The following is a 13,892-nucleotide window of genomic DNA, read 5'->3' on the forward strand; positions in this document are numbered from 1 at the left end:
GGAAGGGCCATCGCTCAACGGATAAAAGCTACCCCGGGGATAACAGGCTTATCTCCCCCAAGAGTCCACATCGACGGGGAGGTTTGGCACCTCGATGTCGGCTCATCGCATCCTGGGGCTGTAGTCGGTCCCAAGGGTTGGGCTGTTCGCCCATTAAAGCGGTACGCGAGCTGGGTTCAGAACGTCGTGAGACAGTTCGGTCCCTATCCGTCGTGGGCGTAGGAAATTTGAGAGGAGCTGTCCTTAGTACGAGAGGACCGGGATGGACGCACCGCTGGTGTACCAGTTGTTCTGCCAAGGGCATAGCTGGGTAGCTATGTGCGGAAGGGATAAGTGCTGAAAGCATCTAAGCATGAAGCCCCCCTCAAGATGAGATTTCCCATAGCGTAAGCTAGTAAGATCCCTGAAAGATGATCAGGTTGATAGGTTCGAGGTGGAAGCATGGTGACATGTGGAGCTGACGAATACTAATAGATCGAGGACTTAACCATATAATATGTAGCAATGTTATCTAGTTTTGAAGGAATATGCATTGAAATTTCTTCTTGACATTTCGAAAGAAATGTTTATAATGATAAAAGTCTGGTAATGATGGCAGAGAGGTCACACCCGTTCCCATACCGAACACGGAAGTTAAGCTCTCTAGCGCCGATGGTAGTTGGGACCTTGTCCCTGTGAGAGTAGGACGTTGCCAGGCTAATATTATTCCGCAGTAGCTCAGTGGTAGAGCTATCGGCTGTTAACCGATCGGTCGTAGGTTCGAGTCCTACCTGCGGAGCCATTATGCTTCCATAGCTCAGCTGGTAGAGCACTTCCATGGTAAGGAAGAGGTCACCGGTTCAAGCCCGGTTGGAAGCTTGGGAATAGGTTTAAAACTTTTTTGGCCCGTTGGTCAAGTGGTTAAGACACCGCCCTTTCACGGCGGTAACACGGGTTCGAATCCCGTACGGGTCACCACTTTTGGAGGATTAGCTCAGCTGGGAGAGCACCTGCCTTACAAGCAGGGGGTCGGCGGTTCGATCCCGTCATCCTCCACCATATATATTTAAAATGTCGGAGGGGTAGCGAAGTGGCTAAACGCGGCGGACTGTAAATCCGCTCCTTCGGGTTCGGCAGTTCGAATCTGCCCCCCTCCACCATTTTCTTTAAAATAACCTGAGAGGGTTTATTTTTTTGAAAAGATAACCATACTAGTAAATATTAATGGGCTATAGCCAAGCGGTAAGGCAACGGACTTTGACTCCGTCATGCGCTGGTTCGAATCCAGCTAGCCCAGCCATTTACGAGCCATTAGCTCAGTTGGTAGAGCATCTGACTTTTAATCAGAGGGTCGAAGGTTCGAGTCCTTCATGGCTCATCATTTTTGCGGAAGTAGTTCAGTGGTAGAATACAACCTTGCCAAGGTTGGGGTCGCGGGTTCGAATCCCGTCTTCCGCTTAATTAATAAGGGGCCTTAGCTCAGCTGGGAGAGCGCCTGCCTTGCACGCAGGAGGTCAGCGGTTCGATCCCGCTAGGCTCCATCTAAATAAAAAAGCTTACATCATACGATGTAAGCTTTTTTTGTGTTTAAAAAGACAACTTTTATACTTGTCGTTTAAAATGAAGAAAACGTAAAAATAAGGGATGGGGAGATAATTGTGAAAGTTGTTATTGCATCTGATTCATATAAAGAAAGCCTAAAAGCTATAGAAGTATGTGGAGCTATTGAAAGAGGTTTTAGAGCAATTTTTCCTAATGCAGAGTATGTGAAAATACCAATTGGAGATGGAGGAGAAGGGACGGTTGAATCACTTGTTGATGCTACAGGGGGGAGAATTATATCAATTAGTGTGACAGGACCGCTTAGAGAAGGTATACAAGCTTTTTATGGCATTTCTAAAGATAAAAAGACAGCGTTTATTGAAATGGCAGCAGCATCAGGATTACAGCACGTTCCAGTTGAAAAGCGCAACCCACTTATTACAACGACAAAAGGAACAGGAGAACTTATATTACATGCGTTAGATCAAGGAGTGGAGTACATAATTTTAGGACTTGGAGGAAGTGCTACAAATGATGGTGGGGCAGGTATGTTAGCAGCTTTAGGAGTAAGATTTATAAATGACAAGGGTGAAATAATAGATCCATCTGGAGGCACATTACATTCGATTGTTGCTATTGATTTTTCACGAATGGACCCACGCTTAAAGGGGGTAAAGATAGAAGCGGCATGTGATGTGGATAATCCATTAGTCGGAATGCAGGGAGCATCTTTCATATTTGGGAGACAAAAGGGTGCAAATGTAGAGATGATGAAAGAGCTAGATGAGAATTTACAACATTATGCGAATATGCTTAAACGATATGTATCTTTTGATGTATCTGAAATACCTGGTGCAGGGGCAGCGGGAGGAATGGGAGCGGCTGTTATTTCAGTGTTAAAGGGAGACTTGCGGAGGGGCATTGAAATTGTATTAGATTATACAAATTTCGATAAACATATAGAAGATGCAAATCTCATTATAACTGGTGAAGGTAGAATAGATAAACAAACTGCATATGGAAAGGCTCCTGTGGGTGTTGCGGGGCGTGCAAAACGTTTTTCTGTGCCTGTAATTGCTATTGGAGGGTCTGTATCATCTGATTATTCAGCTGTGTACGAGAAAGGAATAGATGCGGTATTTAGTATTACAACGAGACCGATGACACTAGAAGAAGCATATAAAGTAGCAGAAGAAAATATCGAAATGACAACAAAAAATATTGCAATAGTATGGAAAATAGCATCAGAAAAACACTTCTAAATGTAGGAGTGTTTTATTATTATTATTTAATAATAGTGATTGCGATTGTTTCATTAAGTTAACTTTATACATAGAATAGTCTTGAAATTTGGTTTTCAGTATGAATATAAGTGAATAAATTGTATATCCATACAGAAAAATGTCGAGTTGAGTCAGACTATATAAAAGATTTAAAATATTTAGTGAAGGCATAAAAGGGGGATACTATCTATGAAAAAAGAAATCTCAGTTATTGGAGTTCCAATGGATTTAGGACAGATGCGTCGTGGAGTTGATATGGGACCGAGCGCGATCCGTTATGCAGGGGTAATTGAAAGAATTGAAGAAATTGGATATGACGTTAAAGATATGGGAGATATATGTATAGAGAGAGAAAAAGAGATAGATGAAAATACAAAATTAAGAAACCTTACACAAGTTGCAACTGTATGTAATGAATTAGCAAGTAAGGTGGATCATATTATAGAAGAAGGTCGTTTTCCACTTGTATTAGGTGGTGACCATAGTATTGCTATCGGTACATTAGCTGGTGTAGCAAAACATTATAAAAACTTAGGCGTTATTTGGTATGATGCACACGGTGATTTAAATACAGAGGAAACTTCACCATCTGGAAATATTCATGGTATGTCACTTGCAGCAAGTTTAGGTTATGGACATTCTTCACTTGTAGATTTGTACGGAGCATATCCAAAGGTGAAAAAAGAGAATGTCGTAATTATCGGTGCGCGTGCATTGGATGAAGGAGAAAAAGATTTCATTCGCAATGAAGGTATTAAAGTGTTCTCAATGCATGAAATTGATCGTATGGGGATGACGGCTGTTATGGAAGAAACAATCGCATATTTATCTCATACTGATGGTGTACACTTATCATTAGATTTAGACGGTCTTGATCCTCATGATGCACCAGGTGTTGGAACGCCTGTAATTGGCGGTCTATCTTATCGTGAAAGTCATTTGGCGATGGAAATGTTAGCAGAAGCTGATATTATCACATCTGCTGAATTTGTTGAGGTAAATACGATTTTAGATGAGAGAAATAGAACGGCAACAACAGCAGTTGCTTTAATGGGTTCTTTATTCGGTGAAAAACTAAAATAAATGTAAGAAAAGCAACTGAGAAGTTGCTTTTTTTATTTGAAAATAGGCGTATAATAATGATTTATATTATACTGTACAATAAAAATGTTTGACATCTTACCAATTTGAGCTAAAGGGGGTTGTTTGTAATTGTCGTTTGTTTCATGTATGGTATAATTAACTAGTTGTTGGAAATACATACAGATAGAGCATAAAACAATATTTCAATATATGGATAGAATTGCTCGTAAGTAGGAGGAAGGGATAGCATGCCTTTTGAAGATACGACCATTTTGAAATATCTTAGTACGGCATTAGATATTGCCATTGTATGGTTTATTATATATAAGCTAATTCTTATAATCCGAGGGACGAAAGCTGTTCAACTTTTAAAAGGGATTACAGTTATTATCGTCGTTAAGATGATAAGTATTTTCCTTGAATTGCGTACGCTATCTTGGCTAACTGAACAAGTATTAACGTGGGGATTTTTAGCCGTTATTATTATCTTTCAGCCAGAATTGCGAAGAGCACTTGAGCAGCTAGGGCGCGGAAGTTTATTTTCGCGTGTTGGAACAAATGAGGATGATGAACCTGAAATGGTTGCAACAGCGATAGCAAAAGCAACCGAATATATGGGGAAACGTAGAATTGGTGCATTAATTACTTTGTCAAAAGAGACCGGTATGGGTGATTATGTGGAAACGGGTATTCCGCTTAATGCAAACGTATCATCGGAATTACTTATTAATATTTTTATTCCAAATACACCTCTTCATGACGGAGCGGTAATTATGCAAGGAAGTACAATTAAAGCAGCAGCATGCTATCTTCCATTATCAGAAAGTCCGTTTATTTCTAAAGAATTAGGAACTAGACATCGTGCTGCCATGGGAGTTAGTGAAGTTACTGATAGTATTACAGTAGTTGTGTCTGAAGAAACTGGTCAAATTTCTTTAACGAAAAATGGTAAGTTGCATCGTGATTTGAAGACAGAACAGCTGAAGGATATGTTATTAGCTGAATTTAGTGGAAACGAAAAAACGACTTCTTCGTCTTTATGGAATTGGAGGAGAAAGCGTCATGGATAAGTTAATGGAGAATCATTGGTTTTTAAAAGGGATCTCATTACTATTGGCGTGTATGCTTTTTATGTCAGCGACGTTAACTGAAAAAAATACGACATCAGGTATATTACCTTTTGCAAATGATACAAAAGAAACATTAACTAATTATGCTATTAATCTTAAGTATGATGAGGAGAAATATATTGTAAGTGGTATTCCAGCAGAGGGCGTTAAGGTGAAATTAGAAGGCCCAAAAGCATCAGTTGCTACAGCAAAAGCAAAAAAACAATTTGATATACCGATTGATTTGCGAGATAGTCCAAAAGGAACTTATGAGATTTCTTTAAAAACGAACGGGCTTCCAGATGATGTGAAAGGAACAGTTCAGCCATCAACAATTAAAGTTACTCTTCATGAAAAGGCGAGAAAATATGTTCATGTAGATCTGAAATTATCAAATGAGGATCAGATGCCAGCGGGGACTACACTAGAAAAATCAAGCCTTAAACCGGATACTGTTGAGGTAGTTGGGACGAAAGAAGAAATTGAAAGTATTTCATCTGCCAAAGCGTATGTTGATTTAAAAGGTGTTAATAAAACTGTTACAAAAACGCCCGAAGTTACATTATACAATAAAGAAGGAAAACGTTTAAATGTAAGAACAAGTCCATCTAAGATTAGTGTAACGTTGAATGTGGCAACGCAAACTACAGCCAATAATACTGAAAAAACTGTTCCTGTAACGTATACGAAGAAGGGGAGTTTAGCAGAAGGGTTGGCAGTTACAAATATCAGTGTTGAGCCGAGAGAAGTAACTATAGTTGGTCCAAAAGATATTTTGGATAATATACAATCGCTAGAGGGGGTCGAAGTAGATCTTAGTCAATTGACAGAGTCTACAACATTCGATGCCTCTGTTTTATTACCCAAGGGTGTAACAAGTGCAAAACCGAATCAAGTGAAGGTTTCGGTGGGAGTGCAAAAAACAAAACAAACGAAAACAAAAACGATTGATGGTATCCCAATCCAGCAAAATGGACTTTCTAAAGATGTTACTGCTCAGCTACTTTCGCCGCAAGATGGAAAGATAAGTGTTGATATTTCAGGAGAAGCAAGTATAGTAGATAAAATAACAGCTGCTCAAATAACAGCGGTAATTAATCTGCAAAATGTATCTCCAGGAACGAAAGATATTTCCATTCAAGTGAGTGGTCCTGGTAATATTTCAATAGAGCCAAAACAAAAAAGTGCTAAAGTTACTATTGTGAAGAAAGAAAAACCAGATAAAGAAGTACAGGGTAACGGTCAACAACCGGATTCAAACACCGATCAAGAAAATCAAAATGAGAAACCAAAAAATCCTGAACCTGATTCAGAAAAAGAACAGGAAAAGAATCAAAACCAAAATCAAAATCAAGATAAAGATAAAGATAAAGAAACGAGTCAAGAACCAACAGTAGATAATCACAATCAAAAAGAGCAAGAAAAAGGAGCGAATCATAATGGGTAAATATTTTGGTACAGATGGAGTACGCGGAGTTGCAAATAAGGAGTTAACACCTGAATTAGCTTTCAAAATTGGACGTTTTGGTGGTTATGTATTAACAAAAGATACAGATCGTCCAAAAGTAATTATCGGTCGTGATACACGTGTATCTGGCCATATGTTAGAAGGAGCTTTAGTAGCAGGGCTATTATCAACTGGAGCAGAAGTAATGCGCCTTGGCGTTATTTCTACACCGGGCGTTGCTTATTTAACAAAAGCACTAGACGCACAAGCGGGTGTTATGATTTCTGCATCTCATAATCCAGTACAAGATAACGGTATTAAATTCTTTGGTTCAGACGGCTTTAAATTAACAGATGAGCAAGAAGCTGAGATTGAAGCTTTATTAGACAAAGAAGTTGATGAACTACCACGTCCGACAGGTACTAATCTTGGACAAGTGAGTGATTACTTTGAAGGTGGACAAAAATATTTACAGTACATTAAACAAACTGTTGAAGAAGATTTCTCTGGCCTACATATCGCTTTAGATTGTGCACATGGTGCAACTTCTTCTCTAGCTCCATACTTATTTGCAGACCTAGAAGCTGATATTTCAACGATGGGAACTTCTCCAAATGGTATGAATATTAATGAGGGTGTAGGATCTACACATCCAGAAGGCTTAGCTGAATTGGTAAAAGAAAAAGGTGCGGATATCGGACTTGCTTTTGATGGCGATGGCGACCGTTTAATTGCTGTAGACGAAAAAGGAAACATCGTTGACGGTGATCAAATTATGTTCATTTGTGCGAAGTACATGAAAGAAACTGGTCAATTAAAACATAATACAGTTGTTTCAACTGTTATGAGTAACTTAGGTTTCTACAAAGCACTTGAAGCAAATAATATTACAAGTGATAAAACAGCAGTTGGTGACCGCTACGTAATGGAAGAAATGAAGCGCGGAGGTTACAACCTAGGTGGAGAACAATCAGGCCATATTATCTTACTTGATTACATTACAACTGGTGATGGAATGTTAAGTGCACTTCAACTTGTAAACATCATGAAAATGACGAAAAAGCCATTATCTGAGCTTGCAGGAGAAATGACGAAATTCCCACAATTGCTAGTAAACGTTCGTGTAACAGATAAAAAATTAGCATTAGAAAATGAAAAAATTAAAGAAATTATTCGTGTTGTAGAGGAAGAAATGAACGGTGATGGCCGTATTCTTGTTCGCCCATCTGGAACAGAGCCACTTATTCGTGTAATGGCAGAAGCACCAACACAAGAAGTTTGTGATGCATATGTACATCGCATTGTAGAAGTTGTGAAAGCCGAAGTTGGCGCTGAATAATTAGCTGAATTTATATGAAAAAGGAGCACAAAAAGTGCTCCTTTTTCATATGTTTTATAGACGATGAAAAAAATTTCATTGACGGTTTATCCATGTTTGTTATAAGATGGTCTTGTTCTTTTTCTCAAAGGAAATATTGTAAATTATAAAAGCGCCAGAACTACAAATAGTGTAGTTGACGAGGTGGGGTTTATCGAGATTTCGGCGGATGACTCCCGGTTGTTCATCACAACCGCAAGCTTTTACTTAAATCATTAAGGTGACTTAGTGGACAAAGGTGAAAGTGTGATGAGAGAAGAGGAACGGATGAAAACTAGCTGTATAAGTATATACGGACTTAAACCCAATCGAGAGGAAGGTGAAAGCCGTTACAAGCTTACAGGGCTAGCAATATGTAATCCGTTTTTTAGTATAAATAAAAATGGTATCGGACTATGTCGTTACATGTTCGCAGAGCAGTGTAAGCATTTGTAACGGCGACTAAACATGTGTGGAATCGTAGGATTTATTGGAGAGCAAGATGCAAAGGAAATTTTATTAAAAGGTTTAGAAAAGCTAGAATATCGTGGATATGATTCAGCAGGTATTGCAGTACAAGCAGAGAACGGTGTTGTTGTATACAAAGAAAAAGGCCGTATCGCAAAACTTCGTGAAATCGTAGATGAGAACGTAGCAGCAAGCGTAGGTATCGGACACACACGCTGGGCTACACACGGTGTTCCAAGTAAAGTAAACGCGCATCCGCATCAAAGTACATCAAAACGCTTTACATTAGTTCATAACGGTGTAATTGAAAACTATGAATTAGTGAAAAAGGAATATTTACAAGATGTAACGTTCGTAAGTGAAACAGATACAGAGGTTATCGTACAGCTTATGGAACAACAAGTGAGCACAGGATTAAGTGTAGAAGAAGCGTTCCGTAATACGCTATCTCTTTTACATGGCTCTTATGCAATCGGATTACTTGATGCTGAAAATCCAAACATGATTTATGTTGCTAAAAACAAAAGCCCGCTATTAGTAGGTGTTGGTGACAACTTTAATGTTGTGGCAAGCGACGCTATGGCGATGTTACAAGTTACAGATCAATTCATTGAGTTAATGGATAAAGAAATCGTAATCGTAACGAAAGAAAGTATTACAATTAAAAACTTACAAGGTGAAACGATTGAACGTGCACCGTTTACAGCGGAATTAGACGCAAGTGATATTGAAAAGGGAACATATCCTCATTTCATGCTTAAAGAAATCGATGAGCAACCACTTGTAATCCGTAATATAATTCAAAAGTATCAAGATGAAAATGGCGAAATTGAATTAAATCAAGACATCCGCAATGCGATTTTAGATAGCGATCGTATTTACATCATTGCATGTGGAACGAGTTATCATGCAGGTCTTGTTGGAAAACAATTTATCGAGAAGTTTGCAAAAATGCCAGTTGAAGTACACGTGGCAAGTGAATTCTCTTACAACATGCCATTATTAACAGAAAGACCATTCTTCATTTACATTTCACAAAGTGGTGAAACAGCTGATAGCCGTGCAGTACTTGTACAAACAAATGAAATGGGCCATAAAGCATTAACAATTACAAACGTGCCTGGTTCTACGCTTTCTCGTGAAGCTGATTATACACTTCCGTTATACGCTGGACCAGAAATTGCAGTTGCATCAACGAAAGCTTACACAGCACAGCTTGCAGTACTTTCAATTTTAGCGGCTGATATTGCTAAAGCAAAAGGTGAAGTTCTTGATTTCGATTTAACACACGAACTAGGACTTGTAGCAAATGCAATGATAGAACTTTGTGATCAAAAAGAAGAAATGGACGCATTAGCAAAACAATTTTTAGCAACAACGCGTAACTGTTTCTTCATCGGACGTAGCGTAGACTTCTACGTAGGATTAGAAGGTGCGTTAAAACTAAAAGAAATCTCTTACATCCAAGCAGAAGGATTCGCTGGAGGAGAGTTAAAACACGGTACAATCGCTTTAATTGAAAATGGTACACCAGTTATCGCACTTGCTACACAAGAGCACGTAAACCTTGGAATTCGTGGTAACGTGAAAGAAGTAGTAGCACGCGGAGCTAACCCATGTATCATCTCAATGAAAGGCTTAGAAATGGAAGGTGACAGCTTCGTATTACCAGCTGTACACGAAGCACTAGCACCGCTAGTAGCAGTTATTCCATTACAACTTATCTCGTACTACGCAGCACTTCACCGCGAGTGTGACGTTGATAAGCCACGTAACTTAGCTAAGTCTGTTACTGTTGAGTAGGAGATTGGTAGGTTAATAAATATAGTTATGCGTTTGAAATAAATTTTGATAGTTTATAATAAATTAAAACTAAGAAAAGAACTCTGTAAAAATCATTTTACAGAGTTCTTTTAGTTATTTATTGTTTTACATAACAAATTGTTACTTGTTCGTCTATGTGGAAAATCTGTAATGCTTTACCATCTAAATTTTTAACCTCATATGATGAATAAATAGGTCTTTCCAATTTCACTTCTTGACCATTTTGAGTTCCTTTTTCCACCATTAGCGTTAACTGATGGGAAGAAACGTCTGCTTGGTATGTTCCTGTTAAGTAATTATCTTTATTTGGATAAGAACCATTTGCATATGTTTCAAATGTCTTATCTGCTTTTAGGACTAACGTAGTTTTGACTCCGTCTCCGTAATCAATACCCCAATTACCTACAAGCTCTGTACCGTCTTTATAGTTGTTCTGTACATTCTTAAACTTAGCGGAATCCTCGTCTGGTGTATCAATTTTTCCTTTGAATATACCAGTTGTATCTTGGGTACTGTATGTTTTAACTGTATTACCACTAGATAAACTCGGTGAGTTAGAAGAACTAGTACCACTTGTTGTAGAAGTAGTTGTTGAACCACCCTTAGCTTCCGCTTTTAACTTATCAAATACAGGTTTCCAAATGCGTTTTGCTTCATCTAATTTATTGTTTGCTTTATCTATGATTGCATCATCCGTATCTTTAAGTGTTTTAGAGTAATCAAATAACTTCGATACTTCTTTGAAAGATTCTTTTAACTTTTGAACAGCTTTTACAATTTCCTTATGATCTTCCTTGTATTTTCCTGGTGCATCTATACGCTCTATTTTATTAAATACTTTATCTAAGTCTTTAATACTATCTCGTACCTCTTCATTTGACTTACTTCCCTTTTTATTATCCCTCACAGAAGCATCATAGTAATCTAGACGTCTTAATAAGTCTTCTTCAATGTCTACCATAAGTTGTGGGTAATCCTCAGGTAAAACCATAATCATCTTAACATCTTTACTTTCTTCTTTTGAGTTAGTTGATTTTTCCTTTGTTTCAGATGATTTACCTTCTGTCTTAGTTTCTTTACTTTCTTGTTTACCAGATTCAGCATTTGTTTTTTCTTTTTCTCCAAATAAACTAGTTACACTACAAGCTGACATAGAAACTACTAATCCGGATGCTAGTAAAATTTTACCTGTACTCTTTTTGAAATTCTTCATATGATTTTTCAATTCTCCCTCTAAAAACATAAAATAGATGTGCTTTAGCCCCTTTAAAACTAAAAAACATACCCCTTCTATATTTATTTTATAATACCTTTCTATGTATAATATTTTACAATTAATTACAGATGCAGTCAAAATTTATCTTAGTTTAACGATGTTTACAAAAAAGATGCGAAGCTTTATTCTTCAAGTAAAGATTCTAAGTGAGTTTTGATTAAAATTTTTTTATAAAAATCTCATACTTAGTTAAAAAGAGTAATTCTATTTTGATCAATCGCTTTTTCAAAATGGATTTTTTTGTTGTTAAATAAAGATTTATGACTTCATTTTTATCAAATTTTATTCCAAACCAACATATAGTTATAGCTTTAAAATAAATTTACAAATTTGTATCTAAAAGGGGTATTTTTGTGTCGAAAAAGAACATCTAAAATTGATAAGCGGAAAGAGCCCTATAGATTAAAGTTTTACTTTATCGGATTCACTTTTATTTATCTGAATTTTCCGTTACTATTTTAAGTATCCGTGAACAATTTCCTTTATTACGACAAGAAGAGACGGTAGATTCATGGACATTACAAGGGGGCTTATTATATGAAAGTGAAAGCAAAAACATATTTAAGTATAGAAGAGATTATTTCATTACCAACCGTATCAAGTACAAACATAAGTGATGATGGTAAAAACGTATCATTTGTTAAGAAGACGGCTGATTGGAAAGACAATATATATAGGAATCATGTATGGATATATGAAAAAGATAAGAAGCAGAGTTACCCATTATCAAATGGTGATATAGATAGTACACACCCATTATGGTCTCCAGATGCTAGGTGTATCGCATATCTTAGTCCAGTTGGTGATGGGGGAAATCAGATATTTGTTAAGTCACTAGATGATTATAGAGAGGTTCAAATTACTGATGAGAAAGAAGGAGTCAGTACATTCAAATGGGGTCCTACTGGCAAGGGTCTTTATTATGTTACGCAGTCAAAAGAATGTGAAGAGATAAAGAAACGTAAGGACCTATATGGAGATTTTCAACATATAGGTAAGGAACACCAGAATAATTGTTTATATTACATTGAAATAGAAAAGGTGATACAAAGTGATACAGATGAACACGAGAACAGAGTTGTTTATCAATTAACGGATGGTAAGGATTTTCATATCCATGAATTTGATATTTCAAATGATGGTAAAAAGGTTGTATTTATGGCGACACCAAGCTCAAATATGGCAGATTATATAAATGGAGATCTATACATACTCCATATTAAAGCTGGAGAGCTACAAAAGCTGAATATGGATAAGTTGTTGGGAGGGAGTGTTTGCTTTTCTCCTGACGGCAGTAAAATATGTTACACAGCAAGCATAAGAGAGAAGGATTACTATAGAAACCATATACAAGATAGTACGTTAGAGATATATGATATGAATACTGGAGAGGTAATTCAGCCTCTAACAAACTTTGATAGTACAGTTATGCCATTACAGTGGACAGCTAAAGGAATTTTAATTAGATGGCAGGATAAAACGAATTATCGTATTGGATTACTAGCTGAAGATGGCACTGTGGAAGCATTAAGCGACAAGGCAGATGGCTTTATAATGGATGCCTCTATAACAAAGGATGGAGATCATATAACCTATAATAAGGCTATAACAAATGAAACCTTTGAAATCTATTTAGACGATAAAAAAATAACGGATGAAAATAGCTTTTTCAAAGGGAAACTTAAAAGTAACAGGGAAATCATCTCATGGAAAAGTAGTGATGGTCTTGAAATAGAAGGTGTTTTATCAACGCCAGTAGAGTTTGACACTAATAAAAAATATCCTTTATTAGTAGTAATTCACGGTGGTCCGGCTTGGGCATCTTTTCCGATATTTTCAGACTGCTTCAATGAGAAATATCCGATTGAACAGTTTGTTGAAAAAGGCTTTATCGTTTTAGAGCCAAATTACAGAGGAAGTTCAGGTTATGGTAATGAATTTTTAAAAGCTAACTATAGAAAACAGGGGATTGCTGACTACGACGATGTTATATCAGGAGTTGATAAACTAGTTGATCAAGGGATAGTAGATAAAGATAGAGTAGGAGTTATGGGATGGAGCAACGGTGGATATGTATCAGCTTTCTGTTCTACATTTAGTAGAAGGTTTAAAGCTATTTCAGTTGGCGGTGGAATAACTAACTGGAGTACCCATTATGTAAATACAGATATACCTTACTTTATTAGAATGTATTTAGGAAATACTCCATGGAATGATCCAGATATATATACGAAGACATCACCTATGACGTATATTAAATCAGCTTGTACGCCTACCTTAATTCAACATGGGGAAAAGGATGCAAGAATTCCAATTACAAATGCATATGATCTATATCAAGGATTAATGGATATGGAAGTTGATACAGAATTAATTATATTTAAAGGAATGGCATATAGTTCTGACCAACCAGGAGTTCATGTGGCTATTATGAAGCAGAACTTGATGTGGTTTTCACACTATATGCTTGAAGAGAGTATGGAGGGTTTTAGGACTTTGTAATAGATGTTTGTACAAGATATAT

At 37.1% G+C, this 13,892-nt stretch carries 9 protein-coding genes, 9 tRNA genes and 2 rRNA genes (1 of these 20 only partly in view); 19 read left to right on the plus strand and 1 reads right to left on the minus strand.

Annotation, left to right across the window (positions count from 1 at the left end):
* The 18 genes from NST86_RS00885 to glmS form a co-directional block, all read left to right on the plus strand.
* Positions 1-491: ribosomal RNA gene (locus tag NST86_RS00885) — 23S ribosomal RNA — on the plus strand; it begins 2,432 nt to the left of the window's first position.
* Positions 492-581: 90 nt separating this feature from the next.
* Positions 582-697: ribosomal RNA gene (gene rrf / locus NST86_RS00890) — 5S ribosomal RNA — on the plus strand.
* A 9-nt stretch (positions 698-706) separates the two neighbouring features.
* A tRNA-Asn gene (locus NST86_RS00895) sits at positions 707-781 on the plus strand.
* A gap of 4 nt (positions 782-785) precedes the next feature.
* Positions 786-858 (plus strand) — tRNA-Thr (locus NST86_RS00900).
* A 24-nt stretch (positions 859-882) separates the two neighbouring features.
* Positions 883-957 (plus strand) — tRNA-Glu (locus NST86_RS00905).
* 5 nt (positions 958-962) lie between these two features.
* Positions 963-1,038, plus strand: a tRNA-Val gene (locus NST86_RS00910).
* Positions 1,039-1,055: 17 nt separating this feature from the next.
* Positions 1,056-1,139: transfer RNA gene (locus NST86_RS00915), tRNA-Tyr, on the plus strand.
* A 65-nt stretch (positions 1,140-1,204) separates the two neighbouring features.
* Positions 1,205-1,279: transfer RNA gene (locus tag NST86_RS00920), tRNA-Gln, on the plus strand.
* Positions 1,280-1,284: 5 nt separating this feature from the next.
* Positions 1,285-1,357: transfer RNA gene (locus NST86_RS00925), tRNA-Lys, on the plus strand.
* An 8-nt stretch (positions 1,358-1,365) separates the two neighbouring features.
* Positions 1,366-1,437, plus strand: a tRNA-Gly gene (locus tag NST86_RS00930).
* Positions 1,438-1,447: 10 nt separating this feature from the next.
* A tRNA-Ala gene (locus NST86_RS00935) sits at positions 1,448-1,520 on the plus strand.
* A gap of 117 nt (positions 1,521-1,637) precedes the next feature.
* Positions 1,638-2,783, plus strand: a complete 1,146-nt coding sequence (locus NST86_RS00940; protein WP_061664882.1) for a glycerate kinase — start codon at positions 1,638-1,640, stop codon at positions 2,781-2,783.
* Between the two features lie 210 nt (positions 2,784-2,993).
* Positions 2,994-3,887, plus strand: coding sequence for an arginase (gene rocF / locus NST86_RS00945; protein ID WP_000711563.1), 894 nt, complete (start codon positions 2,994-2,996; stop codon positions 3,885-3,887).
* A 248-nt stretch (positions 3,888-4,135) separates the two neighbouring features.
* Complete coding sequence (gene cdaA, locus NST86_RS00950; protein ID WP_001115698.1) at positions 4,136-4,957, plus strand: diadenylate cyclase CdaA; 822 nt, start codon at positions 4,136-4,138, stop codon at positions 4,955-4,957.
* A complete protein-coding gene (locus NST86_RS00955; protein WP_000359596.1) occupies positions 4,950-6,443 on the plus strand; it encodes a CdaR family protein in 1,494 nt (497 codons plus the stop codon). Before cdaA ends, NST86_RS00955 begins: the two co-directional genes overlap by 8 nt.
* The gene (glmM, locus tag NST86_RS00960; protein WP_000521476.1) at positions 6,436-7,782 is read left to right on the plus strand and encodes a phosphoglucosamine mutase; all 1,347 of its coding nucleotides are present in this window, start codon (positions 6,436-6,438) and stop codon (positions 7,780-7,782) included. The genes NST86_RS00955 and glmM overlap by 8 nt, the downstream gene beginning before the upstream one ends.
* A gap of 288 nt (positions 7,783-8,070) precedes the next feature.
* Positions 8,071-8,256, plus strand: a complete 186-nt coding sequence (locus NST86_RS00965) for a hypothetical protein (RefSeq protein WP_001206405.1) — start codon at positions 8,071-8,073, stop codon at positions 8,254-8,256.
* A gap of 12 nt (positions 8,257-8,268) precedes the next feature.
* Positions 8,269-10,071 (plus strand): glutamine--fructose-6-phosphate transaminase (isomerizing), encoded by a 1,803-nt coding sequence (gene glmS, locus NST86_RS00970; protein WP_000334163.1) that lies wholly within the window; start codon positions 8,269-8,271, stop codon positions 10,069-10,071.
* Positions 10,072-10,189: 118 nt separating this feature from the next.
* On the opposite strand, the gene NST86_RS00975 is transcribed toward glmS, so the two are convergent.
* A complete protein-coding gene (locus tag NST86_RS00975; protein ID WP_016118993.1) occupies positions 10,190-11,317 on the minus strand; it encodes a DUF3994 domain-containing protein in 1,128 nt (375 codons plus the stop codon).
* A gap of 588 nt (positions 11,318-11,905) precedes the next feature.
* Between NST86_RS00975 and NST86_RS00980 the strand changes: the two genes are divergently transcribed.
* Positions 11,906-13,870 (plus strand): S9 family peptidase, encoded by a 1,965-nt coding sequence (locus NST86_RS00980; RefSeq protein ID WP_340933009.1) that lies wholly within the window; start codon positions 11,906-11,908, stop codon positions 13,868-13,870.
* Positions 13,871-13,892: the final 22 nt, after the last annotated feature.

Origin of the sequence: Bacillus sp. FSL L8-0199 (assembly GCF_038005705.1) — a bacterium.
Taxonomy (GTDB): Bacteria; Bacillota; Bacilli; order Bacillales; family Bacillaceae_G; genus Bacillus_A; species Bacillus_A cereus.